At 60.6% G+C, this 26153-nt stretch carries 26 protein-coding genes; 16 read left to right on the forward strand and 10 right to left on the reverse strand.

Annotation, left to right across the window (positions count from 1 at the left end; translation table 11 throughout):
- Positions 1-212: 212 nt before the first annotated feature.
- Positions 213-515, reverse strand: a complete 303-nt coding sequence (locus LIY45_RS27700) for a DUF2288 domain-containing protein (RefSeq protein ID WP_017479356.1) — start codon at positions 513-515, stop codon at positions 213-215.
- Positions 516-856: 341 nt separating this feature from the next.
- On the opposite strand from LIY45_RS27700, the gene LIY45_RS27705 reads away from it, so the two are divergent.
- The 10 genes from LIY45_RS27705 (at position 857) to LIY45_RS27750 (ending at position 8575) form a co-directional block, all read left to right on the forward strand.
- On the forward strand, positions 857-1984 hold the full coding sequence (locus tag LIY45_RS27705) for a branched-chain amino acid ABC transporter substrate-binding protein (protein WP_226478274.1): 1128 nt from the start codon (positions 857-859) through the stop codon (positions 1982-1984).
- A 45-nt stretch (positions 1985-2029) separates the two neighbouring features.
- Positions 2030-2212: a hypothetical protein gene (locus tag LIY45_RS27710; protein WP_003211657.1), complete on the forward strand. Its 183-nt coding sequence runs from the start codon at positions 2030-2032 to the stop codon at positions 2210-2212.
- A complete protein-coding gene (livH, locus tag LIY45_RS27715) occupies positions 2212-3135 on the forward strand; it encodes a high-affinity branched-chain amino acid ABC transporter permease LivH (RefSeq protein ID WP_017479358.1) in 924 nt (307 codons plus the stop codon). Before LIY45_RS27710 ends, livH begins: the two co-directional genes overlap by 1 nt.
- Entirely contained in the window at positions 3132-4385 is a 1254-nt protein-coding gene (locus LIY45_RS27720; protein ID WP_003211661.1) for a high-affinity branched-chain amino acid ABC transporter permease LivM, read from the forward strand. Before livH ends, LIY45_RS27720 begins: the two co-directional genes overlap by 4 nt.
- Positions 4382-5149, forward strand: coding sequence for a high-affinity branched-chain amino acid ABC transporter ATP-binding protein LivG (gene livG / locus LIY45_RS27725; protein WP_063032815.1), 768 nt, complete (start codon positions 4382-4384; stop codon positions 5147-5149). Before LIY45_RS27720 ends, livG begins: the two co-directional genes overlap by 4 nt.
- A gap of 1 nt (position 5150) precedes the next feature.
- A complete protein-coding gene (locus tag LIY45_RS27730; protein WP_017479361.1) occupies positions 5151-5852 on the forward strand; it encodes an ABC transporter ATP-binding protein in 702 nt (233 codons plus the stop codon).
- A gap of 260 nt (positions 5853-6112) precedes the next feature.
- Positions 6113-6418: a DUF2282 domain-containing protein gene (locus LIY45_RS27735; protein WP_003211666.1), complete on the forward strand. Its 306-nt coding sequence runs from the start codon at positions 6113-6115 to the stop codon at positions 6416-6418.
- Between the two features lie 26 nt (positions 6419-6444).
- Positions 6445-7320 carry a DUF692 domain-containing protein gene (locus LIY45_RS27740; RefSeq protein WP_214499283.1) on the forward strand — a complete coding sequence of 292 codons (876 nt, stop codon included), beginning with the start codon at positions 6445-6447 and terminating at the stop codon, positions 7318-7320.
- Positions 7317-8093 (forward strand): DNA-binding domain-containing protein, encoded by a 777-nt coding sequence (locus LIY45_RS27745; protein ID WP_087693196.1) that lies wholly within the window; start codon positions 7317-7319, stop codon positions 8091-8093. The genes LIY45_RS27740 and LIY45_RS27745 overlap by 4 nt, the downstream gene beginning before the upstream one ends.
- Positions 8090-8575, forward strand: coding sequence for a DoxX family protein (locus tag LIY45_RS27750; protein WP_003211673.1), 486 nt, complete (start codon positions 8090-8092; stop codon positions 8573-8575). Before LIY45_RS27745 ends, LIY45_RS27750 begins: the two co-directional genes overlap by 4 nt.
- Here LIY45_RS27750 and LIY45_RS27755 read toward each other — a convergent pair.
- Complete coding sequence (locus LIY45_RS27755; protein WP_003211675.1) at positions 8572-9480, reverse strand: LysR family transcriptional regulator; 909 nt, start codon at positions 9478-9480, stop codon at positions 8572-8574. The genes LIY45_RS27750 and LIY45_RS27755 overlap by 4 nt on opposite strands.
- Positions 9481-9584: 104 nt before the next feature.
- Here LIY45_RS27755 and LIY45_RS27760 point away from each other — a divergent pair, with 104 nt between their 5' ends.
- Complete coding sequence (locus LIY45_RS27760; protein ID WP_226478275.1) at positions 9585-10184, forward strand: short chain dehydrogenase; 600 nt, start codon at positions 9585-9587, stop codon at positions 10182-10184.
- Between the two features lie 16 nt (positions 10185-10200).
- Here LIY45_RS27760 and LIY45_RS27765 read toward each other — a convergent pair whose 3' ends face one another.
- Entirely contained in the window at positions 10201-10596 is a 396-nt protein-coding gene (locus LIY45_RS27765) for a hypothetical protein (RefSeq protein WP_008432073.1), read from the reverse strand.
- Between the two features lie 136 nt (positions 10597-10732).
- On the opposite strand from LIY45_RS27765, the gene LIY45_RS27770 reads away from it, so the two are divergent.
- Together LIY45_RS27770 and LIY45_RS27775 are read left to right on the forward strand one after the other, a co-directional pair.
- A complete protein-coding gene (locus tag LIY45_RS27770; protein ID WP_226478276.1) occupies positions 10733-11404 on the forward strand; it encodes a hypothetical protein in 672 nt (223 codons plus the stop codon).
- 107 nt (positions 11405-11511) lie between these two features.
- Positions 11512-13125, forward strand: a complete 1614-nt coding sequence (locus LIY45_RS27775) for an NAD(P)/FAD-dependent oxidoreductase (RefSeq protein ID WP_226478277.1) — start codon at positions 11512-11514, stop codon at positions 13123-13125.
- Positions 13126-13270: 145 nt separating this feature from the next.
- On the opposite strand, the gene LIY45_RS27780 is transcribed toward LIY45_RS27775, so the two are convergent.
- On the reverse strand, positions 13271-14368 hold the full coding sequence (locus tag LIY45_RS27780) for a PLP-dependent cysteine synthase family protein (protein ID WP_226478298.1): 1098 nt from the start codon (positions 14366-14368) through the stop codon (positions 13271-13273).
- Positions 14369-14581: 213 nt separating this feature from the next.
- Between LIY45_RS27780 and nhaA the strand changes: the two genes are divergently transcribed.
- From nhaA to LIY45_RS27795, 3 genes are all read left to right on the forward strand, one after another.
- Positions 14582-15769 carry a Na+/H+ antiporter NhaA gene (nhaA, locus tag LIY45_RS27785; protein WP_226478278.1) on the forward strand — a complete coding sequence of 396 codons (1188 nt, stop codon included), beginning with the start codon at positions 14582-14584 and terminating at the stop codon, positions 15767-15769.
- Positions 15770-15925: 156 nt separating this feature from the next.
- Complete coding sequence (locus LIY45_RS27790; protein ID WP_226478279.1) at positions 15926-17155, forward strand: S-type pyocin domain-containing protein; 1230 nt, start codon at positions 15926-15928, stop codon at positions 17153-17155.
- A complete protein-coding gene (locus LIY45_RS27795; protein ID WP_226478280.1) occupies positions 17152-17487 on the forward strand; it encodes a hypothetical protein in 336 nt (111 codons plus the stop codon). The genes LIY45_RS27790 and LIY45_RS27795 overlap by 4 nt, the downstream gene beginning before the upstream one ends.
- A 77-nt stretch (positions 17488-17564) precedes the next feature.
- Here the strand turns inward: LIY45_RS27795 and LIY45_RS27800 are convergent, their stop codons facing one another.
- From LIY45_RS27800 to dinG, 6 genes are all read right to left on the reverse strand, one after another.
- Complete coding sequence (locus LIY45_RS27800) at positions 17565-18029, reverse strand: glycine zipper 2TM domain-containing protein (RefSeq protein WP_010176704.1); 465 nt, start codon at positions 18027-18029, stop codon at positions 17565-17567.
- Between the two features lie 279 nt (positions 18030-18308).
- A complete protein-coding gene (gene pdxH, locus LIY45_RS27805) occupies positions 18309-18956 on the reverse strand; it encodes a pyridoxamine 5'-phosphate oxidase (RefSeq protein ID WP_017479372.1) in 648 nt (215 codons plus the stop codon).
- Positions 18957-18983: 27 nt separating this feature from the next.
- A complete protein-coding gene (locus LIY45_RS27810) occupies positions 18984-20150 on the reverse strand; it encodes an OmpA family protein (protein ID WP_226478281.1) in 1167 nt (388 codons plus the stop codon).
- Positions 20151-20292: 142 nt separating this feature from the next.
- Positions 20293-21438: a serine hydrolase domain-containing protein gene (locus LIY45_RS27815; protein WP_226478282.1), complete on the reverse strand. Its 1146-nt coding sequence runs from the start codon at positions 21436-21438 to the stop codon at positions 20293-20295.
- A 92-nt stretch (positions 21439-21530) separates the two neighbouring features.
- Entirely contained in the window at positions 21531-23858 is a 2328-nt protein-coding gene (locus LIY45_RS27820; RefSeq protein ID WP_226478283.1) for a beta-galactosidase, read from the reverse strand.
- A 95-nt stretch (positions 23859-23953) separates the two neighbouring features.
- Positions 23954-26098 carry an ATP-dependent DNA helicase DinG gene (dinG, locus tag LIY45_RS27825; protein WP_008432096.1) on the reverse strand — a complete coding sequence of 715 codons (2145 nt, stop codon included), beginning with the start codon at positions 26096-26098 and terminating at the stop codon, positions 23954-23956.
- Positions 26099-26153 lie beyond the last annotated feature (55 nt).

The following is a 26153-nucleotide window of genomic DNA, read 5'->3' on the forward strand; positions in this document are numbered from 1 at the left end:
AGCCGTTACCGCAGCAACGGATATGTACACAAAACTCACACCAAGAAACAATTCCCCCAGCATTCCGCCGCTACCAAAACTGTTCCCATGACGCGCACGTAACCCCCGCCTGTGACCTTTCTCTACGGCAACATGCCATCACGGCGAATGCAGTTACCCGCCTACACACTTAAACTCAGAAAAATCACGCACCATTTTCGCGCAGTCATTTCCTACGCCGCCCTTTCCTGGATCAGAATCCACGGCGAAACCACCACCGCCCACAAACTCGGGTCCCGCTCAACCAGGTCCAACGCCCGCGTCGCAGACACCTCGCCAAGACTCCCCGCAGCCAGCCAGGCAGCGACTTTCTCACGGTTGTCCTCAGCCATGCCCTCGGCGGCCTCGATCAAATCCAGCCCGGCATCGACCCACAATAGGGCACCCTTGGCAAAGAACGGTTCAAGCTCCTTCCAGGAAATTTCCGCGGTTTCACCAAGCAGCTTGGCATAGAGGGTGCTAGGTTCTTGCGTCATGGGAGTTCACCTGAAGAAAAAATCGGCGCAATCATACCGTCGAGCTCCAGGCAGAAAAACCCAGTTGCAAATGAGGCACCGAACGAAAGTGTCAGGAAAGCCAAGGATTGCCCGAAACTCTGGCATCACCCCCGCCGCAATTCTGTCTTTTTCTTTCATTTAAGCGACATACCCGGGTTTTGCCCCCAGCAGCCAGCTTTTCAAGCGATCAACCGGCGCTCTACACTGTACCGGTACAGTTGCCAGGCCGCTGCCGGGGGATATCCGAGATATCTGATCCGGTTCTGCAGCTCACAAGGCCGCTAGAACTATAAAAAATACAACAGTAAGAGTGGAGCACTATGAATAAGGCTACTAAGCAGATTTCCAAACTGTTTGCCGCTATGGTCCTGGCCGGGGTTGCCAGCCATTCGTTCGCAGCTGACACCATCAAGATCGGTATTGCCGGCCCTAAAACCGGCCCTGTGACCCAATACGGCGACATGCAGTTCATGGGCGCCAAGCAGGCCATCGCCGACATCAACGCCAAGGGCGGCGTAGATGGCAAAATGCTCGAAGCCAAGGAATACGACGACGCTTGCGATCCAAAACAAGCCGTGGCCGTAGCCAACAAAGTGGTCAACGACGGCGTCAAGTTCGTGGTGGGTCACCTTTGCTCCAGCTCCACTCAGCCAGCATCCGACATCTACGAAGACGAAGGCGTGATCATGATCACCCCGGCTGCCACCAGCCCGGAAATCACGTCCCGTGGCTACAAGCTGGTCTTCCGCACCATCGGCCTGGACAGCGCCCAGGGCCCAGCCGCCGGCAACTACATCGCCGACCACGTGAAGCCGAAAGTCGTAGCCGTTATCCACGACAAGCAGCAGTACGGTGAAGGCATCGCCACCGCCGTCAAGCAGACCCTCGAGAAGAAAGGCGTGAAAGTTGCCCTCTTCGAAGGCATCAACGCTGGCGACAAAGACTTCGGTTCGCTGATTCAGAAGCTCAAGCAAGCCAACGTCGACTTCGTCTACTACGGCGGCTACCACCCTGAGCTGGGCCTGATCCTGCGCCAGGCCAAGGAAAAAGGCTTGAACGCCAAGTTCATGGGCCCTGAAGGCGTCGGCAACGACTCCATCTCGCAAATCGCCCAGGGCGCTTCCGAAGGCCTGCTGGTCACCCTGCCGAAGTCTTTCGACACCGATCCTGCCAACAAGGCAATCGTTGAAGAGTTCACCAAGAACAAGCAGGACCCAACCGGTCCGTTCGTGTTCCCGGCCTACTCGGCAGTTGAAGTGATCGCCGGCGGTATTACTGCCGCGAAGAGCGAAGACACCGCCAAGGTGGCAGCGGCCATCCACGCCGGTACCTTCAAGACCCCGACCGGCGACCTGAGCTTCGACGCCAAGGGCGACCTGAAGGACTTCAAGTTCGTGGTCTACGAATGGCACTTCGGCAAACCAAAAACCGAAGTTTCCCCTCAGTAAGCCAGGCGTTACTGGTCAACAAGCCCACTGTGCAAGCAGTGGGCTTTGTTTTACGAGGTTTATGGGCCTGTCACCCGCGATCCGGGCGCTGGCTCACCTGAAAATCTTAAAACCGTCACCAGCGGTTCGCTGGCAAACGCTTTGTGCAACCTGATCACAGAACAGGGCACCGAGCCGGAAATTGACTCCACCAGTGAAATGCGTATCGGGTTTTTAGGAGCGCTGTAATGCCTGAGATCTATCATTTTTTCCAAACGCTGGTTAACGGCATGACCGTTGGCAGCACCTATGCCTTGATAGCCATTGGCTACACAATGGTTTACGGCATCATTGGAATGATTAACTTCGCCCATGGCGAGGTGTACATGATTGGTTCCTACGTGGCCTTCATCGCCCTTGCCGGGCTGGCCATGCTGGGTATCCATTCCCTGCCGCTGTTGATGACCGCTGCGTTCCTGGCGTCCATCGTCGTAACCAGTGCCTACGGCTACAGTATCGAACGCGTTGCGTACCGCCCCTTGCGTGGCAGCAACCGCTTGATCCCGCTGATCTCTGCGATCGGCATGTCGATTTTCCTGCAGAACACCGTATTGCTGTCCCAGGATTCCAAGGACAAATCCATTCCCAACCTGATCCCGGGGAGCTTCTCCTTCGGCCCAGGTGGCGCACAGGAAGTGCTGATTTCCTACATGCAGGTCCTGGTCTTCGTCGTCACCCTGGTGGCGATGCTCGGCCTGACCCTGTTCATCTCCCGCTCCCGTCTGGGGCGCGCCTGCCGGGCCTGCGCCGAAGACATCAAGATGGCCAACCTGTTGGGCATCAACACCAACAACATCATCGCCCTGACCTTCGTCATCGGTGCCGCACTGGCGGCTGTCGCTGCCGTGTTGCTGAGCATGCAGTATGGCGTGATCAACCCCAACGCCGGTTTCCTGGTGGGCCTCAAGGCCTTCACTGCGGCGGTATTGGGCGGCATCGGCAGCATTCCGGGCGCGATGCTCGGCGGGCTGGTGCTGGGGGTGGCCGAAGCCTTTGGCGCCGATGTGTTCGGCGACCAGTACAAGGACGTGGTGGCATTCGGTCTATTGGTTCTGGTGCTGTTGTTCCGGCCGACCGGCATTCTGGGCCGTCCGGAGGTTGAGAAAGTATGAGCAGATATCTTAAATCGGCGTTTTTCAGCGCCTTGCTGGTATGGGCCGTGGCCTTTCCGGTGCTCGGGCTCAAGCTGAGCATTGTCGGGATCAACCTCGAAGTGCATGGCACCGGTCCCGTGACATTGACCATCATTGCCCTGTGCTCGGTGCTGATGTTCCTGCGGGTGCTGTTTACCCAGCAGGTCGGGGCACTCCTCAAGTCCAACCGTGGCCCGCTGGTATCGCCCAAGGTCAGCCAGTTCCTGACCCTGCCGCGCACGCAGCGCTACATCATCATCGGCCTGATCGTGGCCGCGTTGATCTGGCCGTTCTTCGGTTCCCGGGGTGCGGTGGATATCGCGACGCTGATCCTGATCTACGTGTTGCTGGGCCTGGGCCTGAACATCGTGGTGGGTCTGGCCGGCTTGCTCGACCTGGGTTATGTGGGCTTCTACGCCGTAGGTGCCTACACCTACGCGCTGCTCTCGCATTACCTGGGCTGGGGCTTCTGGATCTGCCTGCCACTGGCCGGCATGGCGGCGGCCACATTTGGCTTCCTGCTGGGCTTCCCGGTACTGCGCTTGCGCGGTGACTACCTGGCGATCGTGACCCTGGGCTTCGGTGAAATCATCCGTCTGTTCCTGCGTAACCTCACCGATATAACCGGCGGCCCCAACGGCATCAGCAGCATTCCCAAGCCGACGTTCTTCGGGCTGACGTTCGACCGCACCGCGGCCGAAGGCATGCAGACGTTCCACGAGTACTTCGGGATCGACTACAACCCGGTGAGCAAAGTGGTGTTCCTGTACCTGGTGGCCCTGCTGCTGGCACTGGCGGCGCTGTTCGTGATCAACCGCCTGCTGCGCATGCCGATCGGCCGTGCGTGGGAAGCGCTGCGCGAAGATGAAATCGCCTGCCGTGCACTAGGCATGAACCCGACCGTCATCAAGCTTTCGGCATTCACCCTCGGGGCGACCTTCGCCGGTTTTGCCGGCAGCTTCTTCGCCGCGCGCCAAGGCCTGGTGACCCCGGAGTCGTTCACCTTCATCGAGTCGGCAATCATCCTCGCCATCGTGGTACTGGGCGGCATGGGCTCGCAGCTCGGCGTGATCCTCGCGGCGATCGTGATGATCCTGCTGCCGGAAATGATGCGTGAATTCAGCGAATACCGCATGTTGATGTTCGGCGCCATGATGGTGCTGATGATGATCTGGCGACCTCAAGGCCTGCTGCCCATGCAACGTCCCCACATGGAGCTGCGCAAATGAGCCGCGAGATCCTGAAAGTCGAAAACTTGAGCATGCGCTTCGGCGGTTTGCTGGCGGTCAACGGCGTGGCCCTGACCGTGCAAGAGAAACAAGTCGTGGCTCTGATCGGACCCAACGGCGCCGGCAAGACCACGGTGTTCAACTGCCTGACCGGCTTCTACAAGCCGGCTGGCGGCACCATCCTGCTGGACGGCCAGCCGATCCAGGGCCTGGCCGGCCACGAGATCGCCCGCAAGGGCGTGGTGCGGACCTTCCAGAACGTGCGGTTGTTCAAGGACATGACGGCGGTCGAGAACCTCTTGATCGCCCAGCACCGTCACCTGAACACCAACTTCTTTGCCGGCCTGTTCAAGACCCCGTCGTTCCGCAAGAGCGAGCGCGAGGCCATGGAATATGCAGCGTACTGGCTGGACAAGGTCAACCTCACCGAGTTTGCCAACCGTCCCGCCGGCACCCTCGCCTACGGTCAGCAACGTCGCCTGGAAATCGCCCGCTGCATGATGACCCGTCCGCGGATCCTCATGCTCGACGAACCGGCCGCCGGCCTGAACCCCAAGGAAACCGAAGACCTCAAGGCGCTGATCAGCGTGCTGCGTGAGGAAAACAACGCCACGGTGCTGTTGATCGAACACGACATGAAACTGGTCATGAGCATCTCCGACCATATCGTGGTGATCAACCAGGGCACGCCACTGGCCGACGGTACGCCGGAGCAGATCCGTGACAACCCGGCCGTGATCAAAGCCTATTTGGGGGAAGCGTAAAATGCTGCAATTCGAAAACGTTTCCACTTTCTACGGCAAGATCCAGGCACTGCACAACGTCAACGTCGAAGTGCGCCAGGGCGAGATCGTCACCCTGATCGGGGCCAACGGTGCCGGTAAATCCACGCTGCTGATGACCTTGTGCGGTTCGCCCCAGGCCCACAGCGGCAGCATCCGCTACATGGGTGAGGAACTGGTGGGCCAGGCTTCCTCGGAGATCATGCGCAAGAGCATTGCCGTGGTTCCGGAAGGCCGCCGGGTATTTGCCCGCCTGACCGTGGAAGAGAACCTCGCCATGGGCGGGTTCTTTACCGACAAGGGCGATTACCAGGAGCAGATGGACAAGGTGCTGCACCTGTTCCCGCGACTCAAGGAACGCTTCAGCCAGCGCGGCGGCACCATGTCCGGCGGCGAACAGCAAATGCTCGCCATCGGCCGCGCGTTGATGAGCAAGCCCAAGTTGTTGCTCCTGGACGAACCGTCCCTGGGCCTGGCACCGATCATCATCCAGCAGATCTTCGACATCATCGAACAACTGCGCAAGGACGGTGTGACGGTGTTCCTGGTGGAGCAGAACGCCAACCAGGCACTGAAGATCGCCGACCGTGCCTATGTGCTGGAAAACGGCCGCGTGGTGATGCAGGGCAGCGGCGAACAACTGCTGACCGATCCGAAAGTGCGTGAGGCTTATTTGGGCGGTTGATGCCCATCTGGCTAATGTATGAGCGGGCTTTTGTGGGAGCGGGCTTGCTCGCGAAGGCGGTGGATCAGCCAACTTATTGGGCGGCTGAACCACTGCCTTCGCGAGCAAGCCCGCTCCCACATTTGTTTGGTGTGAACCACAGACGTTGGCGAAACCTGAAATTATTTTCCCCAGGTTTGTAACGAATCCCTTCCCCCTTTCTCTAGTGGTGTAAGCAGGCGAACATGCTTGCCAACTCAACCCACTGCTGGAGATACACCATGACTACCAAAACCCGCTCGCTGTCCGCCGCCACCCTCGTCCTGGCCCTGGGTTCGGCCCTGAGCCTGTCCGCCCTGACCACCACCGCCCACGCCGCCGATGACATGCAGAAATGCTTCGGTGTAGCCGAAGCCGGCAAGAACGATTGCGCCGCAGGCGCCGGCACTTCCTGCGCGGGCACCTCGAAGGTCAAGGATCAGGCCAACGCCTGGAAACTGGTCCCGGCCGGTACCTGCCTGAAAACCCCAAGCACCACCTCGCCAACCGGCTTCGGCCAGGAAGCTGCCTTCACCGCCAAGTCCTGAAACCCTGCACAGCCTGAGTACTGACGATGACGCTCTCATTCACCCACTCCATCTCCCAGGCTCAGGCGCCCGGCCTCCCCCGTCGGGCCGGGCTGGGGCTCAAGAACGAGCACTTCAGTGAAGTGCTCGAGACGTCCCCCGATATCGGTTTTTTTGAAGTCCACGCCGAAAACTACATGGTGGCTGGCGGGCCTTTCCATCACTACCTGGGCTTGATCCGCGAACAGTACCCGCTGTCGCTGCACGGTGTAGGCCTGTCCATTGGCGGCGAAGGTCCGCTGAACGACGAGCACCTGGCGCGCTTGGCCACGCTGATCGAACGCTATCAACCCCACTCCTTTTCCGAACACCTGGCCTGGTCCAGCCACGGCCCGGTATTTCTCAATGATTTGCTGCCGCTGGCGTATGACGATGAAACCCTGAAGCGGGTGTGCGAACACATCGACCAGGTACAAACCCGCCTGCAGCGGACCATGCTGCTGGAGAACCCGTCGACCTATCTGCAATTCCAGTGCTCCACCCTGGAAGAGACCGACTTCATCAGCGAAGCGATTCGCCGCACCGGCTGCGGGCTGCTGCTGGACGTGAACAATGTGTATGTGTCATGCATCAACCATCAGCAAGACCCGCTGAAGTACATCGAGGCCTTGCCGCTGCACGCCGTGGGCGAGATTCACCTGGCAGGGTTTGCCGAAGACACCGACAGCCTCGGCGACCGTTTGCTGATTGACGATCACGGCGCCCCCATCGACAACGCGGTATGGCAGCTCTACCAGCACGTGCTCACCCGCACCGGCCCGGTCGCCACGCTGATCGAGCGCGACAACCAGGTGCCGGCGTTCAGCGTTCTGCACGCTGAAGCACGCGAGGCCGACCGGTTTCTGCTGGAGGTGCGTGCATGAGCCGCCAGGACGTCTTTAGCCGCGCCCTGCTGTCCCCCGAGGAAAACTGCCCGCAAGGCTTGTTCAGCTGCAACGGCGCCGATCCGGCCAGTCGTTTTGCGGTGTACCGCAACAATGTCCATAGCTCGCTGATCAACGCGCTGGCCGCCGGCTACCCGGTCACCCTGCAACTGGTGGGCGATGAGTTTTTTCGGGCGATGGCCGGTGTGTATGTCCAGGGTTTCCCGCCGACAAGCCCTCTGATCAATGAATACGGCAGCGACCTGGCGGACTTTATCCAGGGCTTCGCCCCTGCCGCCAGCGTGCCTTACCTGGCTGACGTGGCGCGCCTGGAGCGATTGCGGGTGAGGGCCTACCACGCGGCAGACGCACAGCCGCTGGATCAACAAGAGGTCATCGCCACCCTGCAACAACAGTCGGACCTGGGCGAACTGCGCCTGCAACTGCATCCATCCCTGGCCACCCTGAACTCGGCCTACGCCGTGGTGGCTTTATGGGCGGCGCATCAGACCGGCGAATCCCTCGCCACCCTCGACCCCTTCCATGCCCAAAGCGCGCTGGTGCTACGCAATGGCCTGCACGTGCAGGTATTTCACATCGACAGCGGCTCAGCGACGTTTATCAACAGCCTGAACAACGGTTGGCCATTGGAAATGGCCGTGGCCTACGCCCTCGATGCGGCCGCCGAATTTGACCTGCACCAATGCCTGGCCCTGCTGATCGGTCACGGCGCCATCACCCACTTGCACACAGAACCCAAGGTATCGCCATGAACACCACCGCTCCCGGGCTGATCCAACGGATCATCCAGTGCTTCGAGAAAATCCCCTACAGCCTGATCGCCTTTGTCGCACGCTTCTCTATCGCGGCGGTGTTCTGGAAATCCGGCCAGACCAAAGTGGAAGGCCTCGCCGTGGACCTGATCGGCGGGACCTTCCAGCTGGGCTGGCCGCACTTGGCGCCGTCCACCCTGCCGCTGTTTCGCAGCGAATACCACGTGCCGCTGCTGTCTGCGGAAGTGGCGGCGCACATGGCTGCGTTCGCCGAGCATTTCTTCCCGGTGCTGATCCTCGTGGGGTTTGCCACGCGATTCTCGGCGCTGGCGCTGCTGGGCATGACCCTGACCATCCAGCTTTTCGTCTACCCGGACGCCTACCCGACCCACGGCACCTGGATCGCATTGCTGCTGCTGTTGATGGCCAAGGGGCCGGGCAGCTTCTCGATTGATCATCTGATCGCCCGGCGCTACCGCTAAAGGCGATCGAGGGCTTCGCCGCTGCGCTTGAACCAGCCCACCAGATAATCTGCGAGTACCTGGGTGCGGCGCGGCAGGCCGCCCTGATACGGATGGACCAGGTACATCGGCATGCTGCGGGTCTGATAATCCCGCAGGAGCCAGCGCAGGCGACCGTCAGCCAATTCCGCGTGCAGCACGTAGGACGGCAAGCGCGCGATGCCCGCCCCCACCAGTGCAGCCTTCTTCAACAAGTTGTAATGGTTGGAGGCAAAGGTCCCGGATACCCGAACCCGCAGCAGCTCATGCTGCTGGTGATACAGCCACTCTTCACGACCACTGTAGTGGCTGTTCAGCAAGCAGTTGTGGCCCACCAGTTCCGCCGGCGTCAGCGGCTCGCCGTGCTGTTCCAGGTAAGCCGGGCTGGCGCAGGTCATCTCGTGCCAGGCGAGCAACGGCTTGGCGACCAGACGCTCGTCGTTGGCGACCTCCGAACGTACCGCCAGGTCGAAGCCATCCCGCGCCAGGTCCCGGTACTGGTTGTTGAGTTCCAACTCGATCTGCACCTGTGGGTACTCCCGGGAAAACTCCAGCAACAGACCGTCGAAGAAGGTTTCGCCCAGGGACACCGGAACCGTCATACGCACCGGGCCGACGAGATCATCCTTGAGCCTGGCCAATGCCTGACGTGCCCGCTCCACCTGGACCACCAACGCCTGGGCTTGCGGCAACAGTGCCGCCCCCGCTGCCGTCAGGCTCAAACGGCGGGTGGTCCGATGCAACAACACCACCGAAAACTGCGCCTCCAGCTGGCTGATGCGCTTGGACAGTTGCCCCTTGCTGCAGCCCAACTGCTGGGCCGCCAGGGTAAAGCTGCCGGCTTCGATCAACACCGCAAACGCCGCCAGGTCATCCATTTCGCTCATGGATTGTTTCCATTTGAAAACCAAAGGTTGCCTATTAGTGCACTTATCCGCGCAAAAAATCACTCTAGACTGAAACCTCACCTACGCATCTGGAGGAAGGCACGATGAAAATCCTGTTGATTGGCGCAAGCGGCACCGTCGGTTCGGCGGTCAAGGCAGAACTGTCCCAACGGCATGAAGTGATCAGCATCGGTCGCAAGAGTGGCGAGTTCCAGGTCGACATCAGCGACAGCGCCTCGATCCGCAAACTGTTCGAACAAACCGGCAAGTTCGACGCACTGATCTGCGCCGCCGGCAGCGTCAACTTCGTGCCCCTGGGGGACATGAGCGCCAGCGATTTTGACCTGGGCCTGCAAGACAAGCTGATGGGCCAGGTGAACCTGCTGCTGATTGGCCGCGAGTTCGCCAATGACGGCGCGTCTTTCACCTTCACCAGCGGCATTCTCAACCGCGATCCGATTCGCACCGGTGCTTCGGCTGCCCTGGTCAACGGCGCGCTGGATGCATTCGTGAAAGCCGCTGCGATCGAACTGCCCCGCGGCCTGCGCATCAACTCGGTCAGCCCTACCGTCCTGCTGGAAGCCATGGGCAGCTACGCGCCTTACTTCCGTGGGTACAAACCGGCTCCGGGTGCAGAAGTGGCGTTGGCCTACGCGAAAAGCGTGGAAGGCTTGCAGACCGGGCAGACGTTTATCGTAGGCTGACCAGCCTGAAAAGCCGTCACCGTTGAACCCAGGGCATCCATTTACGGAGCATGTCCTGGGGGACGGAAAACTGTATTTCTCGTGTGTTCAGCACACCCATGACAGTGGCGCCATCACTCACGTTGTAGCCGTCTACGTATGTCGAAACCTGCTTGTTGTAAGCCAGTAAAGTAATTGCAGCCGTGCGGGCCCTGGCCTCCGGGCTCAGCGTGACATTGACCGAAATAAAGTCCGGGCTACTGTCAGGCGTCCTCTTCACGGTGATCGAGATCTCGGTAAAGTCAGTGGCAGAGGAGTACTCCAGCCGCGCCGGTTCACTGCCCAGTGCAGAACCCGTCACCAGTAACAGCCCCCACAGATTCCATCGAATAGTCATCGCGGCTTTCCGAATAAAAGAGAAAGACGTTCCCATGACCGTTCAGATCCCTCTATAGGAAAAGTCCCAGCAGGGATGATCGCCCCCGGCACACCTTATTCAACCTGTGTCCCGGGCTTGTGATGCACCGCCAGCCTGCGTAACGTGGCGGCACTTATCAGGAGACCCGATAATGCGTGCCGCCCGTACCCTAGCCTTGTTTGCCCTGTTGCCCCTGTTCGCCGCCTGCCAGATGTTCGATAACGAGCCGGCCAAGCCCTCTCTCGCCGGGATGACCCGCATGCAGGGCGAGTTGACGGCGCAGGGTGACAAACTGCTGTTCCAGCCCTGCAACGACAAACGCAACTACGTGGTCAACGACACCGGTGGCACCAGCATCCTGCAGGAGGCCGCCTCCCTGGCCGGCCAGCAAGGCGCACTGTTTGCCGACCTGCGTGGCAAATTCTCCGGCGTCGCCAGCGGTACCCAGGGCACGGTGGACCTGCAACAGGTGTATCGCGTCGAGCGCTCGACCTCGGCCTGCGATGACCCGGACTTCAAGCGCATGATCCTGCGGGCCAACGGCCACAAGCCGGCCTGGGCGATGAACGTCACCGCCAAGGGCATGGTGCTGGAACGCGAAGGCCAGCCACCATTGGCCGTGCCGTATGTGGAAGAGCAATCGGGCGACGGACGGTTCAACCTGATGACCGAAGCCAATAACCAGCACATCGAACTCTGGGTGGCCCCGCAACGCTGTGTCGACAGCGTCAGCGGCAGCCTGCAGCACATGTCCGCCGAGCTTCGGGTCAACGGCCAGGTGCAGCGCGGTTGCGCGTCGTTCGGCGGCTCGCGGGACGACTGATTGTCCGCTGCGCTGTTTTAACATGACGGGAAACCGCTGTTGGGGCTTATAATCGCCGGTTTGCAAAACAGCCGGCCTCTTTGCCCGCCGCCTACCGGATTCCTGTCATGTTACGAATCACCGAACTCAAGCTGCCCATCGACCATCCCGAAGAAGACCTGCGGCCTGCCATTGTGCGGCGCCTGGGCATCGCCAGTGATGATCTGCTCGATTTCACCCTGTTCAAACGCAGCTACGACGCCCGCAAGAAATCGTCGGAGCTGTGCTTCATCTACACCATCGACCTGGAAGTCAAAGGCGAGGCGGCCCTGCTGCTCAAGTTCGCCGACGACCGCAACGTCAACCCGGCACCGGACATCAGCTACAAGGTCGTCGGCCATGCGCCGGAAGGCCTGACCGAGCGGCCGATCGTCGTCGGTTTTGGCCCGTGCGGGATCTTCGCCGGGCTGCTGCTGGCGCAGATGGGCTTCAAGCCGATCATCCTCGAGCGTGGCCGCGAAGTGCGCCAGCGCACCAAGGACACCTGGGGCCTGTGGCGCAAAAACGTGCTGAACCCCGAATCCAACGTGCAGTTTGGTGAAGGCGGTGCCGGGACCTTCTCCGACGGCAAGCTCTACAGCCAGATCAAGGACCCGAAATTCCACGGCCGCAAGGTGCTGCACGAGTTCGTCAAGGCCGGCGCGCCGGACGAAATCCTCTACGTCAGCAAGCCGCACATCGGTACCTTCCGCCTGACCGGCGTGGTGGAAAACATGCGCCAGCAGATCATCGCCCTGGGTGGTGAAGTGCGCTTTGAGCAGCGGGTCACCGACGTGCTGATCGAAGACGGCCAGTTGAATGGCGTGGTGGTGGATGGCGGCGAGCAGATCCTGTCGAAACACGTGATCCTGGCCCTCGGCCACAGCGCCCGTGACACCTTCCGCATGCTGCATGGCCGTGGCGTGTACATGGAAGCCAAGCCGTTCTCGGTGGGTTTCCGGATCGAACACCCGCAGTCACTGATCGACGCCGCGCGCCTGGGCAAATACGCCGGGCACCCGAAACTCGGCGCTGCTGATTACAAGCTGGTGCACCATGCCAAGAACGGCCGTTCGGTGTACAGCTTCTGCATGTGCCCGGGCGGCACCGTGGTCGCGGCGACCTCAGAGCCGAACCGCGTAGTCACCAATGGCATGAGCCAATACTCGCGCAACGAGCGCAACGCCAACTCCGGGATCGTGGTGGGCATCACCCCGGAAGTGGATTACCCGGGCGGCCCGCTGGCCGGGATCGAGTTGCAGGAACGCCTGGAATCCCACGCGTTCATCCTCGGCGGCAGCAACTACGAAGCACCGGCGCAACTGGTGGGTGATTTCATTGCGGGCAAGCCGTCCACCGCCATCGGCACCGTGGAACCATCCTACAAACCCGGCGTGGCCTGGGGTGACCTGGCCCTGGCGTTGCCGGACTTTGCCATCGAAGCCATCCGCGAAGCACTGCCGGCGTTCGAGAAGCAGATCAAGGGTTATTCGCTGCACGACGCGGTGCTGACCGGGATCGAGACCCGCACTTCATCGCCGCTGCGCATTACCCGTAACGAGTCGATGCAGAGCCTGAACGTGAAAGGCCTGTTCCCGGCGGGCGAAGGTGCCGGCTATGCCGGTGGGATTTTGTCGGCGGGTGTCGACGGGATTCGGATTGCCGAGGCGTTGGCGCGAGATATGTTGGGCCTGGAGGCTTAACACCTCTTCCGCAAACGACGCGGATCAACTGTGGGAGCCGGGCTTGCCCGCGATGGCGGTGTGTCATTCAACAGTGATGTTGCCTGATGTAACGCCATCGCGGGCAAGCCCGGCTCCCACATTGTCTTGTGTGGTATGGAAGATTTTAGATATTGGCGCGCAGGATGCTTTCCGGCAACGGTTGCCCCCGCTCGACACTCGCCGCAACGGCCGCAATCAACCCCTCCAACTCATACCCCTGCCCTGCCAGCCAGGCCTGATCGTAATAGGTCGTGGCATAGCGCTCACCACCGTCACACAAGATCGCCACAATCGAGCCCGACTCCCCCGCCGCTTTCATCTGCTGCGCCGCGATCAACGCGCCGATCAGGTTGGTGCCGCTGGAGCCCCCCACTCGCCGTCCCAAGCGCTGCGCCAGGTAATGCATGGCCGCCAAGGACAGTGCATCCGGCACCTTGACCATCGCATCAATCACTTTCGGCAGGAACGACGCCTCAACCCGCGGCCGGCCAATACCTTCAATGCGTGAACCACAGTCCAGGCGCAGGCTGGCATCGCCGCTCAGGTAGTAATCGAAAAACACCGAACGCTCCGCGTCCGCGCACAACACCCGGGTGCAGTGCTGGCGATAACGCACATAACGCCCCAACGTCGCCGTTGTGCCACCTGTGCCGGGGCTGGAAATCAGCCAACTCGGCTCCGGATAACGCTCGAAGCGCAGTTGCTGGAAGATCGATTCGGCAATGTTGTTGTTCGCCCGCCAGTCGGTAGCGCGTTCGGCGTAGGTGAACTGGTCCATGAAGTGACCGCCGCTTTCCTGGGCCAGTCGCTCGGACTCAGCGTAGATCTGCGTCGGATCCTGTACCAGATGGCTCTTGCCACCATAGAACGCGATCTGCGCAATCTTTTCCTGAGAGGTGGTAGCCGGCATTACCGCAATGAACGGCAAGCCCAGCAGCCGGGCGAAGTACGCTTCGGAAATCGCCGTGGAACCGCTGGAGGCTTCGATCACCGGTGCACCGGGCTTGAGCCAGCCGTTACACAGCGCATAGAGGAACAACGAGCGCGCCAACCGATGCTTCAGGCTGCCGGTGGGATGGCTGGACTCATCCTTGAAATACAACTCGATACCCGGCAAACCCGGCAACGGCAAGGGGATCAGGTGGGTGTCGGCACTGCGCTGGAAGTCCGCTTCAATAATACGAATGGCTTCGCGGGCCCATTGGCGGTTGTCGCTCATGATCGGTTTCTCTAAGGATTTCAGACTAGATCTTAGGATGTTTCCTACACTCCACACAGATACAGTCATGACTCAATTGGACACACAATTTCAGGTGTTTGGAACCCAAGTGATGAGACCGTTCTCTTATAACAAATAAGAATATAACTTTTGTTTTAACAACTAACGGTACGGGTTAGGGTACCCACCTATTGAACTTTGATTGGAGAGCATCCCTTGCCTCTGCGTAGCACTTTCACCCGTTTCTTCCAGCTGGAAGCCGCCAGCGGTCTGCTCCTGATCGCTGCCGCCGCCCTGGCATTAATCATCAACAACTCACCGCTGTCTCACCTTTACGCGAGTTTTCTCGACGTCCCGGTGGTCGCACAAATCGGCGCGCTGAAAATCGCCAAGCCGGCGCTGCTGTGGATCAACGATGGCCTGATGGCCCTGTTCTTCCTGCTGATCGGCCTTGAAGTAAAACGCGAGTTGCTCGACGGCCAACTCTCCAAGCCTTCGCAAGTGGTGCTGCCCGGCGCAGCAGCCATCGGCGGCATGGTCGTGCCGGCGCTGATCTACTGGGCGCTGAACAAGGACAACCCGGCAGCCCTCGGCGGCTGGGCGATTCCCATGGCCACCGACATTGCCTTCGCCCTCGGCGTATTGGCCTTGCTGGGCAAGCGCGTGCCGGTGTCGCTGAAGTTGTTCCTGATGACCCTGGCCATCATCGACGACCTTGGCGCAATCATCGTCATCGCCATCTTCTACTCCACCGACCTGTCCGGGGCCTCATTGGCCGGCGCAGCAGCGTGCCTGATCGCGTTGATTGCGATGAACCGGCTCGGTGTCGTCAAGCTGGGGCCCTACATGATTGTCGGGCTGATCCTGTGGGTCTGCGTGCTCAAGAGTGGCGTGCACGCGACCCTGGCCGGCGTGACATTGGCGTTCTGTATCCCGTTGCGCACCAAAAACGCCGAACCTTCACCACTGCTGACCCTGGAACATGCACTGCATCCCTGGGTGGCCTATGCGATCCTGCCGCTGTTTGCCTTTGCCAACGCAGGGGTTTCACTGACCGGTGTCAACCTGGAAAGCTTCACCCACCACGTGCCGATGGGCATCGCGGCCGGCCTGCTGCTGGGCAAGACCGTTGGGGTACTGGGTTTCACCTGGGTCATGGTGAAAACCGGCCTCGCCGCACTGCCCGCCGGCGCCAATTGGGGCCAGGTGTTGGGCGTGGCGATCCTGTGCGGCATCGGCTTCACCATGAGCCTGTTCGTCGGCTCCCTGGCGTTTGTGCCGGGCAGCAGTGAATACGCAGGGATGGACCGGATGGGCATCCTGACCGGATCGATATTGGCGGCGCTGATCGGGTATGCAGTGACGGCGATGGCCAGTCGCAAGCAGGTACTCGTTCAGGCGTAACCGCTTTTGGAGCCGGCTTGCCGGCTCCAATCTCCTCCAGGCCCATTCGGTGCCATCTCACAGAACCGTCCTACATCCACCCTCCGCTGCTTGCCATAACGTCGTGCTCCCGGCTCCACCGTCGGAGGTCGCTATGCAACACGCCAGGAGGGCAAGATGGCAAACAACAAGGACATACCCCAGGTCTGGCGATGCTACGGGACCGGCACGGGGGGCTACCGAAAGCTCGAGAACATGAACGAGCGCGAGTTGGCTGATCGAGAGGCCAGGCAGCGAGCCTACGAAGCCATGCTTGCCCGACAGGAGGCCTACGAGGCCAGACGCAAAGTGGAGTCGCCGCCAACGCCACAGCCCAGGGTTGGATGCGTGTTCGCCAAGTCCTGCAACCTGCCCGACGCCCTCATCGACTACAACAATCCGTCCGGTTACATACCGCTTGATCGCATAGGGGACTATGGCGAGCACGTGCTGCTCGGTGGCCGTGAAACGGACAGTGAGGGGCTGCTGCCGCTCAAGAAGATCAGCGGCAGCGCACTCCCGGCAGGGCTCGGCACATTGGCATTGGGCGGTTCCGCGATAGGCGGGGCATCAAGCGTCGCAGCCGGTGCTGGAACAGTCGCCGCTGGCCTGATGCTTGGGGTTGCAGCACTTATCTGGCCCTCCAGCTTGGGCGACAGCGCGCTCTACAGCGACCGTCAACTGCGCTCAATACCACGAGCGCGTACACGGGTTCGCCTGCACGTCGAGCAATTAGCTAACGGCACCCTCAAGGGATACGCCTTCTACACCGGGAAAAATCGCGACTGGGAAATGATCGATGTCGTGAAGTTTGGGCTGCGAGGCACACATCAGGTCGCGGACTTGGGCGACGGGATTGAGCTGATCTGGACGCCTGCCATCGATCCCGCTGGCACCCTCGGTATTCCTGCGCTGGAAGCTGCGCCGCAGGCACCGCAAATATGGGTGTACCCACCGACCGAGAAGGCCGCTAGCATCATCGTTGACCCGATTTACCCGCCGGAATACAGGGATTTCATTCTGGTGTTTCCGGTGGATTCGGGCATTCGGCCTCTGTATATCGTTGTAAGCCTGAAGTATGAGGACGCCCCCTATCACGGAAAAAAAGATAGCTCTGTCAAAAGCAAAAAGCCGACTAACGGCTTAGATGCTCTTAACAACTCAGTGGAGCTGAATCCGCCCAATTCACGTAGACGAATAGGTATTGACCCACACACAAACGAGTTTGTGGTGATTGATCGCACCTCAGAAGGTCTTTACCACGGTCATGTGAGGCGGTGGAGTGAGTTAAGACAAGAGATGAAAAACGCTTTAATAAAAGCGAATAAAACAGATCGAAAAGGAAAAATTCTAGGAGCCGAAAAATGAGTATGCGTTATCACGACCCGTCTTTGAGCCACGATGAAGCTATAAGCCTTCTAGCTACCAACGACCTAAACAAGATCACAGAAGCCCTGATATCCATTGGCCTCAACGAGACAGACGCTACGTGGGCACAAGAAACCTGCCTCCGGTATGTGAGCAATGATGACGAGAACATCGCGTCAGCTGCCATCATTGCGATAGGCCACATCGCGCGGCGCTTCGGTGAGCTTGACATGGCGAAAATTTCGCCAGCACTGCAACAAGCAAAAATACAATCACCGTTTCTGAGTGGTGCCGTCCAAGACACGCTTGACGATATCCAGATGTTCACCTGATCCGGCAAGACATACGCCCAACAAAAAACCCCAACCGGTCACCCGGCTGGGGTTTTTCTTTGCCTGCAACCTTACCCTTAACGAGTAACGCGGCTGGTCCCGTTCACGGTCATGATGCGAACGCGGTCGCCGATGCGGAAGACTTCGTTCGGGTCAACGGCCTGGACGTAGGCGCGCATGCTGCCGTCGTCTTCACGAACAGTGACTTCGACGCCTTGAGTACGGGTCAGGCCTTCTTCAGCGGCCGAACCGAGCAAGCCACCGGCAACGGCACCGATAACGCCTGTAACGATACTGCCACGACCACCGCCGATAGCGCTGCCGCCAACGCCGCCAACCACTGCGCCAGCAACGCCGCCGATTGGGGTCTTGGTGCCTTCGATTTTCACCGGACGCAGGGATTCAATGGTGCCCATGCGAACAGTCTGTACACGACGAGCTTCGTCACGGGAGTACGAGTCGCCGGTCAGACTCGAGGCGCAGCCACCCAGCAGCAGCGACAGGGTGGTAAAGCAGGCAACTAGTAAAACGGACTTACGCATAGCATCAACTCCAAAGGACAGGTATCCATTAAACCGCTGTGGCTTGCTGCCTGTCACGGCATGCCCGGCAGAAAATTGTTTTCATTCAGCCTTAGTACAGAGAGCCTGTACCGAAGAACTCGACGAACGGTAGCAATCCCACCTCCTCAGGATCTTCATGGACGCTTTCACATTGTAGCCAACGGTTGCATGACGCGGCGCAGCGCTACCCATCCGAGGGCTCTGACTAGAGACTTCGGCGTGCAGCGCTGCATTCAGGCGAGGTGACGAAAGGTGGGCTCAGGGCGCCAGCCGCTCACGGGCCCAGTCGGCACCCTGCAAGCGGTAGTTCAGGCGGTCGTGCAAACGACTCGCGCGGCCTTGCCAGAACTCGATGCGCTCCGGCAGCAGGCGATAACCGCCCCAGTGTTCTGGGCAGTCTGGCTGGGTATCACTGAAGCGTTGTTCGGTGGCCTTGAGCAGGTCCTGCAACTCTTCGCGATCCCTGATTACCCGGCTTTGCGGTGAAGCCCAGGCACCCAGGCGGCTGCCCAGGGGCCGGACCTGGAAGTAAGCGTCCGACTCCTCGGGCGTGACCTTGACCACCCGACCTTCGATGCGCACCTGGCGCTCGAGGGTCGGCCAGAAGAAGGTCATGGCCGCAAACGGCCGCGCCGCGAGCTGTTCACCCTTGGCGCTCTGATAATTGGTGAAGAAGGTAAAACCCTGGCTGTCCAGGCCCTTGAGCAGCAGGATCCGGCAATGTGGGCGACCCTCCTGGTCGACCGTTGCCAGGGTCATGGCATTGGCCTCCACCGGGGGCTGCTCGGTTTTCACCGCATCCGCAAACCACTGGTGGAACAAGGCAAACGGTTCGTCCGGGGCCTGGGCCTCGCTCAAACCGTCCCGTGTGTAGTCACGGCGCATATCGGCCAGTGCCTGGGTCATGCGGCTTTATCCTTCTTGCTCAAATAATCAGTTTTTTGCCTGGTCGTTGGTAGCGGCTGGCGCGGCGGCCTTGGCCGGTGCTGGCTTTTTAGCAGCTGGCTTGGCCGGGGCCTTTTTGGCCGCTGGCTTGGCAGCCGCTTTCTTGGCGACGGTTTTTTTCGCCGGAGCGGCAGCTTTTTTGACCGGAGCAGCGGCTGGAGCAGGAACGTCCTGCACAGCAACCATTTCAGCCTTCGGCGGGTTGGCCGAGTTGTACTTGCTCAGCAAGGCCAGCATGGTGGTGCGCTGGGTGAACAGGATTTCCATGCGACGGTTCAAGGCACGGCCCTGTGTGCTGTCGTTGGCGGCACGCGGCATCAGGTCGCCCATGCCACGCAGCATCAGGCGGTCCTGCTTCAGGCCGCTGAGGCTGAAGATCGAAGCGATGGACTGCGCGCGCTCTTTGGTCAGGGCCTGGCTTACTGGCTCGGCACCCGAGGCATCGACGTGGCCCAGAACCAGTACGGCGGTCTTCGGATCGCCTTCAACAGCCTTGGCAACACGGGTGAATGGACCCAGGGTCACCGGCAGCAACATCGCCGGGCGTTTCGGGTTGTAGGAGCCGTCAACCGGGGCAATCACGACCAATACGTTGTCGCGACGTTCCAGTTGCAGGTTGCTGTCCTTGATCGCGAGGCGCAGGCGCGGCTCGTAGTCGTCCAGCCAGGCCTGGGTGATTTTTGGATCAGGCATTGGAATGTTGGCAACGTCGACCTTGGCCAATGGCTTTGGCTTGCTTTCGAACGGCCACCACCATTTGGTATCGGTATCTGTCTTGGCAACGGCAGGTGCGGCAGCCGGTGCAGCGGCGGGGGCGCCGGATGCAGGCGTTGCAGCCTTGAGGTCAGCTTTCAGGTCGGCCTTGGCGTCGTCGGCTTTCGACGAGAACGGCCACCAGCTGGAGCCGGTATCTGCCTTGGCAACCGGTGCCTGGGCAGGTGCCGCCGCGGCGGGCGCTACCGGCGCAGGCGCCTTGGCAGCGACGGCCGGCTTGGCATCCGGTTTGGTGTCGGCTTGGCTCACTGCATCCTTGGTAGCCGCCTTGTCAGAGCCAAATGACCACCAATGCCCACCTTCGGCATCATTTTGTGGGGTTTGTGCACAGCCAGTAATAGTGAGGCATAGCGCCAGTGCCAAGGACTTGTTCGATAACATGAGATATCCACAAAATGAGAAAAAACCAAGGGCCTGAATGACCCGTTAAACAGACGCTTTTGGAACATTAAAGTTACAACATTTTGCCTAGCGTCTTTTTGTATGTGCCTTTGTAACAAAAAAACGCAAGACAGCAAGCTATTTACAGACAACCGGCCAATATTCTTGCCAACTTTTGCGCCCGCGGGTCCATAAGTACATAAGGCCCCAATGTATTGGTCACAAAACCAAAGGCTACATCATGTTCCGGATCGGCAAACCCCACCGAGCCCCCTGCCCCCGGATGCCCAAAGGCCCGTGGGCCAAGGCCGAACGTGGCATTTGGTACTTGCGGTTGATCCAACATGCAACCCAACCCGAACCGGGTTTGTGTCAATAAGGTTTTATCCGGGCCGATACTGTGTTCACGGGTCAACTCTTCAAGCATGTCGCCTTCCAGCAAACTACCGTCGAGCAGCCCACTATAAAAACCCGCCAGACTTCGTGCATTACCGTGACCATTTGCCGCTGGCTGCTGCATGCGCCGCCATTCGGGTTTATTAGTGCTGGTCAGAATAGACGGCGGATTGGTAAATGCACGGGTAGTCATCGCCATCGGCTCGCGCATCGTTACTTGAAGTAAACGCTGTGCCGCCTCATCGCCTAAATTGCCCTTGCCTCGAGCTATATGGGCAACTCGATGGAATTCTTCGTCTGCCAGGCCTACATGAAAGTCCAGGCCCAATGGCCGCGCAACCCGGGCCACGATGGACTCACCCGGCCCACGACCGTCGGCGCGACGCAGCAGCTCGCCCACCAGCCAGCCGTAGGTAATCGCCGCATAGCCATGGCCTTCTCCGAGCTTCCACCACGGTGCTTCGGCGGCGAGGGCGTCGACCATCATTTGCCAGTCGTACAGCGCTTCGGCAGGCAGCGTTTCACGCAAGGCCGGTAGCCCGGCCTGGTGGCAGAGCAGATGGCGCAGGGTGATGGCTTCTTTGCCGGCTGCCGCGAATTCCGGCCAGTACTTGGCGACCGGCGCATCAAGCTGCAGCTTGCCTTCGGCCACCAGTTGCAGCGCCGTGACGGCCGTAAAGGTCTTGGTGCAGGAGAACAGGTTGGCGATGGTGTCGCTGTGCCAGGCCTCGGCACCGTCCTTGTCGGCGGTACCGGCCCACAGGTCGACAACGGTTTCGCCGCCAATCTGAATGCACAACGCGGCGCCACGCTCCTGAGGGTCGTCGAACAGCGCGGCGAAGGCTTCACGCACCGCTTCGAATTGAAGCTCGTAATGACCCTGAATCTGCACCTAAGCCCCCTCTGAAAAGTACTAAAAAAAGTGGCCGACATTGTTCCAGCCATTGAGTGATTTGTGAACCCGCACTCGTCGATCCGGCACCATCAATGACCCTTGCCGGAATGCCCACCGGAATGCCCTGCGCCCGGCCCGGCAGCGTTGCCGTCACGCCCCGGTTTACCGCCTTCGCCGGTGTGGACCGCAGCGGCCGCCTTGGCCTTTTCGGCCTCCTTGCCCAACTGGTCGACCGCTGCCAGGTTACTTTTACGCACGCTGTCGACAAAGCCCTGGAACGGCACATCGGTGATGCCCACCAGGCCGAAGTGGCCGTTTTCGCCGTCCAGCAGACGACCGGTGACCGGTTGGTCCAGATACTGGAACCAGTGCACGCCAACAATCGACGGCTCGGCCATGGCCTGCTTGAGGAAGTTGGCGTAGGCAGTCCCGCGATCCTCCTCCCGGGCCAACTGCGTCACGCCGCCCCAGAACGGGCCACGGTCCGCCGAACCGAAGTTGAACTCGGTGATCAGCACCGGCTTGTCCAAAGCCCGCAGGGCCGCGAAGTCGTAACCATCCTGTGGCTTGAGGGTGTACATGTTGAAACTCAGCACGTCGCAATACTGGGCGCAGGACGCCACCGATTCCGGGGTGCTGACGGCGTAACGGCCACCCAGCAACAGCTGGTTGGGCGCGTGCCATTTCAGCGCATCGGAGATGGTTTTAAAGTAGGCATCGGCAAAGGTTTTCTGGAAGTACTTGAAGTCCGCTTCGATTTCCGGGTGCTCGGGGTTCGGCATAGGCGGCACGAAGCCCGGGTCTTCCATCAACTCCCAAGCGGGCAGTTCGATGCCCCAGGCCTTGGACAGGCCGTCCTGGTTGCGGTACTTGTCACGCAATTGCTTGAGAAACGCGCGCTTGGCCGGCACGTCGGTGGTCATGCGCAAGGTGCCGTAGGCCAAGGCGTAGCGGGATTTAGCATCATCACCGGGACCGGCCCAGGCCAGTTCGTTGTCGGCAAAGAAGCCGATCAGCCACGGGTCGTCACGGTGGTCACGGGCGGCAATCGCCACCGCACGCTCGGTGGCCATGGCGAACCGCGGGTCGAACGGGTCGGGCATGCCGCCCCACCAATCGGTACCGGTGCTGATGCTCGCGTAATCGCCGACGATCGACAGTGGCAAGGTGTAAGGCACACGGTCGGCGGTCGCCAGCTGCGGCGCACTCCAGTTGCCAACGGTGTTGAAACCCCAGGCTTGCAGGCGGTCGAGGGTGTGGCTGACCCAGCGTTTCTGGTCGAAACCTTCAGGAGCACAAGGTGCCGGCGGCACGCACGGCTGGCCATAGGTACGTTGCAGGTTGGCGCCATAGAAGTCGTACCAGCGGCCAACATTGAAGCTGCGCCCCTGATCCGCACCATTGCCGCTGCGGCTGTCGCCGCTTCCATAGTATTTGTCGAAAGGCTCGCCGGCCTGGGGCAGCGCGGCAAACATCCATTCGCGGCCTGCGACGTAGGTCTGGCTGTTGTCCGGGGCGACGGTGTTGACGCCCAGGGAGTAGAACGGATGGCCTTCCGGTGTCACCAGGTACCAGCGCCCGTCGCGCTTCTCGGTGCGGAAGAAGCCACTGGCGTCAAAGGCCGGGCCCTTGTTCCAGCCGCCGTACTTGTCCAGGGACGCCTTGTCGCGCTCGGCCAGCCAGCCCTTGAGCTGTTGCTGCTCCTTGACCGCTGCGGCCCGCAACTGGTCGTCATTGCTGACTTTTTCCGGCCACCTGGCGCGGGTGGACTGCCCATAGGCATCCACCAGGTCGCTGTAGGTGGCCTTGAGTACCGGCTCGATATCCTGCACGCCAAAGCGCTCCAGCAGGATGCTTTGGGCGACATTGGGCTTGATCATCGACAGGGTCACCGACACGATCTGGCTACGGTCGATCTCCCCTTCGCTGCTGGCCAGCAACACGCGCTGGCCATCGACGGTGATCGGCATCGGCGGGCCAGCCTTCATGCCCTGGCTCAGCGGCGAATTGGCTTGCAACGGAATCAACAGCGTCTGCGCCGGGCCGGCTGGCAGGTCGATACGGCTGAACAGGGTCCGGCCGTCATTGCTCTGCACCTTGACGTACAGGGTCAGCGCCCAGTCCATCGCGCTTTGGATACGCAGGCTCATCGCACCGGATTGCGACCAGTCCCAGGCACCGGTCTGCGGGCTGAGCACCAGGCTTGGCTCCGCCGCCGGGTTGAAGGTAATACGGCGCAGCACTTCGCCTTCAGGGGTTTGTTCGGCGTTGTATTGCGGCAGGCTGGCGTCCTGAGTCGCCACCTTGACCACATCGGCGGGCCGTACAAAGTTGAACAGGGTTTGTTGCCCGGCAGGCGCAGCCAGCAATGGCGCGGCAAACAACAAGGCAAAAACAGCGGGCAGCGTGCGAATCATGTGAACGAGGTTCTCCCAAACGGCCGGTGACTGGCCTGATGACGTGAAGCGATGGTGAGATAGACCACGAAGTGGGCGAATTCGCCCACGGGGTCTTAAGAAATTTCCCGCCGAAACGGCGGCAAAGCATTCAGGATAGCTTTCCCGTAGCGCTGGGTAACCAGACGCCGGTCAAGCAAGGTGATGGTGCCACGGTCTTCTTCGGTACGCAGCAGACGCCCGCAGGCCTGGACCAGCTTCAAGGAGGCGTCCGGCACCGAGATTTCCATGAACGGATTTCCGCCCCGGGCCTCGATCCATTCGGCCAACGCGGCTTCCACCGGATCATCCGGCACCGAGAACGGGATCTTCGCGATTACCACGTGCTCGCAGTAGGCGCCGGGCAAATCCACACCCTCAGCGAAACTCGCCAGGCCGAACAGGACGCTGGAATCACCGCCATCTACCCGCGCCTTATGCTTGTTCAGGGTTTCCTGTTTCGACAGGTTGCCCTGGATAAACACCTGCTTGCGCCAGTCACGGTCGAGGCCGTCGAACACGTCCTGCATCTGTTTGCGGGACGAGAACAACACCAGCGTGCCCCGGGAACCCTCTACCAACGACGGCAGGTCACGAATGATCGCCGCCGTGTGGGCCGGAGCATCCCGTGGGTCGGCCTTGAGGTCCGGCACCCGCAGCACACCGGCATCGGCGTGATGGAACGGGCTTGGCACCACGGCGGTAACCGCCTTTTTCGGCAGCCCGGCGCGCATGCGGAAGCGGTCGAAGGTACCCAGGGCCGTCAGCGTGGCCGAGGTGACCAAGGCACCGTAGGCCACGTTCCACAGGTTGCGTCGGAGCATTTCCGCCGCCAGGATCGGGCTGGCGTTGACCTCGATATCAAACAACGCACCGCTTTCCGACAAGGTCAGCCAACGGGCCATGGGCGGGTTGTCTTCCGGGTCTTCAACGGTAAAGGCGGTCCACAACTCCCAGTTGCCCTGGGAGCGGGACAGCAGGCTGCCAAACAGCGGGTACCATTCTTCGGCCTGGTTGCTGGCGATGCCGATGTTGACCTCGCCGTCCATGCCTTCCTTGAGCAAATCGGTGAGGCGGGTGAACAAGTCGGTCAGGCGTGAAAAGCCCTTCTTCAGCTCGACGCCCATTTCCCGCATGTGCTCGGGGATCAGCCCGCCAACGAAACGATGGCGCGGCCGTTCGCGGCCTTCCACGTCTTCGCCGGGCTTGAAGTCTGCCACCTGTTCACAGGCGCTGAACATGAATTGCTGCTGGGTCTTGATCTCCCGTGCCAGCTCCGGAACCTGCTCGATCAACTTGCCCAGGTCGCCGGGCAGCGGGTGCTGGGCGAGCAACTTGGTGAGGTTCTTGGCGGTGGTTTCCAGCCAGTCGGCGGTGGAGCGCAGGCGCGTGTAGTGGGCGAAGTGGCCGATGGCCTTGTCGGGCAGGTGATGGCCTTCGTCGAACACGTAGAGCGTGTCACGCGGGTCGGGCAACACGGCACCGCCGCCCAGGGCCAGGTCGGCGAGGACCATGTCATGGTTGGTGACAATAACGTCGACCTTGCCCATGCCTTCCCGGGCCTTGTAGAAGGCGCACTGGCCGAAGTTGGGGCAATGACGGTTGGTGCACTGGCTGTGATCGGTGGTCAGGCGCGCCCAGTCGGCGTCTTCCAGGGCATTGGGCCAGCTGTCGCGGTCGCCGTCCCATTTATTGCCGGCGAGTTTCTCGATCATGCTGGTAAACAGCTTCTGACTGACCTCATCGACTTCGATCTTGAAGCCTTCTTCTTCGAACAGCGAGGCTGTAGCGGTTTGCGCGTGGCCTTCCTGCAACAGTACGTCGAGCTTGGACAGGCACATATAGCGCCCACGGCCCTTGGCCAGGGCGAAGGTAAAGTTCAGGCCGCTGTTACGCATCAGGTCGGGCAGGTCTTTGTAGACAATCTGCTCCTGCAGGGCGACGGTAGCGGTAGCAATCACCAGACGCTTGCCGGCGGCCTTGGCGGTGGGGATCGCCGCCAGGCTGTAGGCCACGGTTTTACCGGTACCGGTGCCGGCCTCGACGGCCACCACGGCGGGGTCGCCACTGCGCCGACCTTCGTCGTCGGTGTCGATATCCCCGAGGACCTTGGCGACTTCGGCGATCATCAGGCGCTGGCCGTACCGCGGTTTCAAGCTCTTGGCTTCGAGAAAACGCGAGTAGGCGCCCTGGATCGTGGTTTTGAGTTCAGTGCTGATCATGGATAGTCGGGCGCAAAAAACGCTGGATAAATTTTCAGTGGTTCGGATCGGCCGC

It is taken from the genome of Pseudomonas sp. MWU16-30323 (assembly GCF_020515595.1).
GTDB classification, from domain to species: domain Bacteria; phylum Pseudomonadota; class Gammaproteobacteria; order Pseudomonadales; family Pseudomonadaceae; genus Aquipseudomonas; species Aquipseudomonas yamanorum.

What these genes read in the sequence shown, in the direction of transcription:
- LIY45_RS27790 (WP_226478279.1), top strand. Translation starts at nt 15,926, where the DNA reads ATGGCAAACAACAAGGACATACCCCAGGTCTGGCGATGCTACGGGACC.
- LIY45_RS27750 (WP_003211673.1), top strand. Translation starts at nt 8,090, where the DNA reads ATGAACACCACCGCTCCCGGGCTGATCCAACGGATCATCCAGTGCTTC.
- dinG (WP_008432096.1), bottom strand. Translation starts at nt 26,098, where the DNA reads ATGATCAGCACTGAACTCAAAACCACGATCCAGGGCGCCTACTCGCGT.
- LIY45_RS27765 (WP_008432073.1), bottom strand. Translation starts at nt 10,596, where the DNA reads ATGGGAACGTCTTTCTCTTTTATTCGGAAAGCCGCGATGACTATTCGA.
- livG (WP_063032815.1), top strand. Translation starts at nt 4,382, where the DNA reads ATGAGCCGCGAGATCCTGAAAGTCGAAAACTTGAGCATGCGCTTCGGC.
- LIY45_RS27755 (WP_003211675.1), bottom strand. Translation starts at nt 9,480, where the DNA reads ATGAGCGAAATGGATGACCTGGCGGCGTTTGCGGTGTTGATCGAAGCC.
- LIY45_RS27770 (WP_226478276.1), top strand. Translation starts at nt 10,733, where the DNA reads ATGCGTGCCGCCCGTACCCTAGCCTTGTTTGCCCTGTTGCCCCTGTTC.
- LIY45_RS27700 (WP_017479356.1), bottom strand. Translation starts at nt 515, where the DNA reads ATGACGCAAGAACCTAGCACCCTCTATGCCAAGCTGCTTGGTGAAACC.
- LIY45_RS27720 (WP_003211661.1), top strand. Translation starts at nt 3,132, where the DNA reads ATGAGCAGATATCTTAAATCGGCGTTTTTCAGCGCCTTGCTGGTATGG.
- LIY45_RS27760 (WP_226478275.1), top strand. Translation starts at nt 9,585, where the DNA reads ATGAAAATCCTGTTGATTGGCGCAAGCGGCACCGTCGGTTCGGCGGTC.
- LIY45_RS27795 (WP_226478280.1), top strand. Translation starts at nt 17,152, where the DNA reads ATGAGTATGCGTTATCACGACCCGTCTTTGAGCCACGATGAAGCTATA.
- LIY45_RS27740 (WP_214499283.1), top strand. Translation starts at nt 6,445, where the DNA reads ATGACGCTCTCATTCACCCACTCCATCTCCCAGGCTCAGGCGCCCGGC.
- LIY45_RS27745 (WP_087693196.1), top strand. Translation starts at nt 7,317, where the DNA reads ATGAGCCGCCAGGACGTCTTTAGCCGCGCCCTGCTGTCCCCCGAGGAA.
- LIY45_RS27775 (WP_226478277.1), top strand. Translation starts at nt 11,512, where the DNA reads ATGTTACGAATCACCGAACTCAAGCTGCCCATCGACCATCCCGAAGAA.
- livH (WP_017479358.1), top strand. Translation starts at nt 2,212, where the DNA reads ATGCCTGAGATCTATCATTTTTTCCAAACGCTGGTTAACGGCATGACC.
- LIY45_RS27800 (WP_010176704.1), bottom strand. Translation starts at nt 18,029, where the DNA reads ATGCGTAAGTCCGTTTTACTAGTTGCCTGCTTTACCACCCTGTCGCTG.
- LIY45_RS27705 (WP_226478274.1), top strand. Translation starts at nt 857, where the DNA reads ATGAATAAGGCTACTAAGCAGATTTCCAAACTGTTTGCCGCTATGGTC.
- LIY45_RS27730 (WP_017479361.1), top strand. Translation starts at nt 5,151, where the DNA reads ATGCTGCAATTCGAAAACGTTTCCACTTTCTACGGCAAGATCCAGGCA.
- LIY45_RS27820 (WP_226478283.1), bottom strand. Translation starts at nt 23,858, where the DNA reads ATGATTCGCACGCTGCCCGCTGTTTTTGCCTTGTTGTTTGCCGCGCCA.
- LIY45_RS27735 (WP_003211666.1), top strand. Translation starts at nt 6,113, where the DNA reads ATGACTACCAAAACCCGCTCGCTGTCCGCCGCCACCCTCGTCCTGGCC.
- pdxH (WP_017479372.1), bottom strand. Translation starts at nt 18,956, where the DNA reads ATGACCCAGGCACTGGCCGATATGCGCCGTGACTACACACGGGACGGT.
- LIY45_RS27810 (WP_226478281.1), bottom strand. Translation starts at nt 20,150, where the DNA reads ATGTTATCGAACAAGTCCTTGGCACTGGCGCTATGCCTCACTATTACT.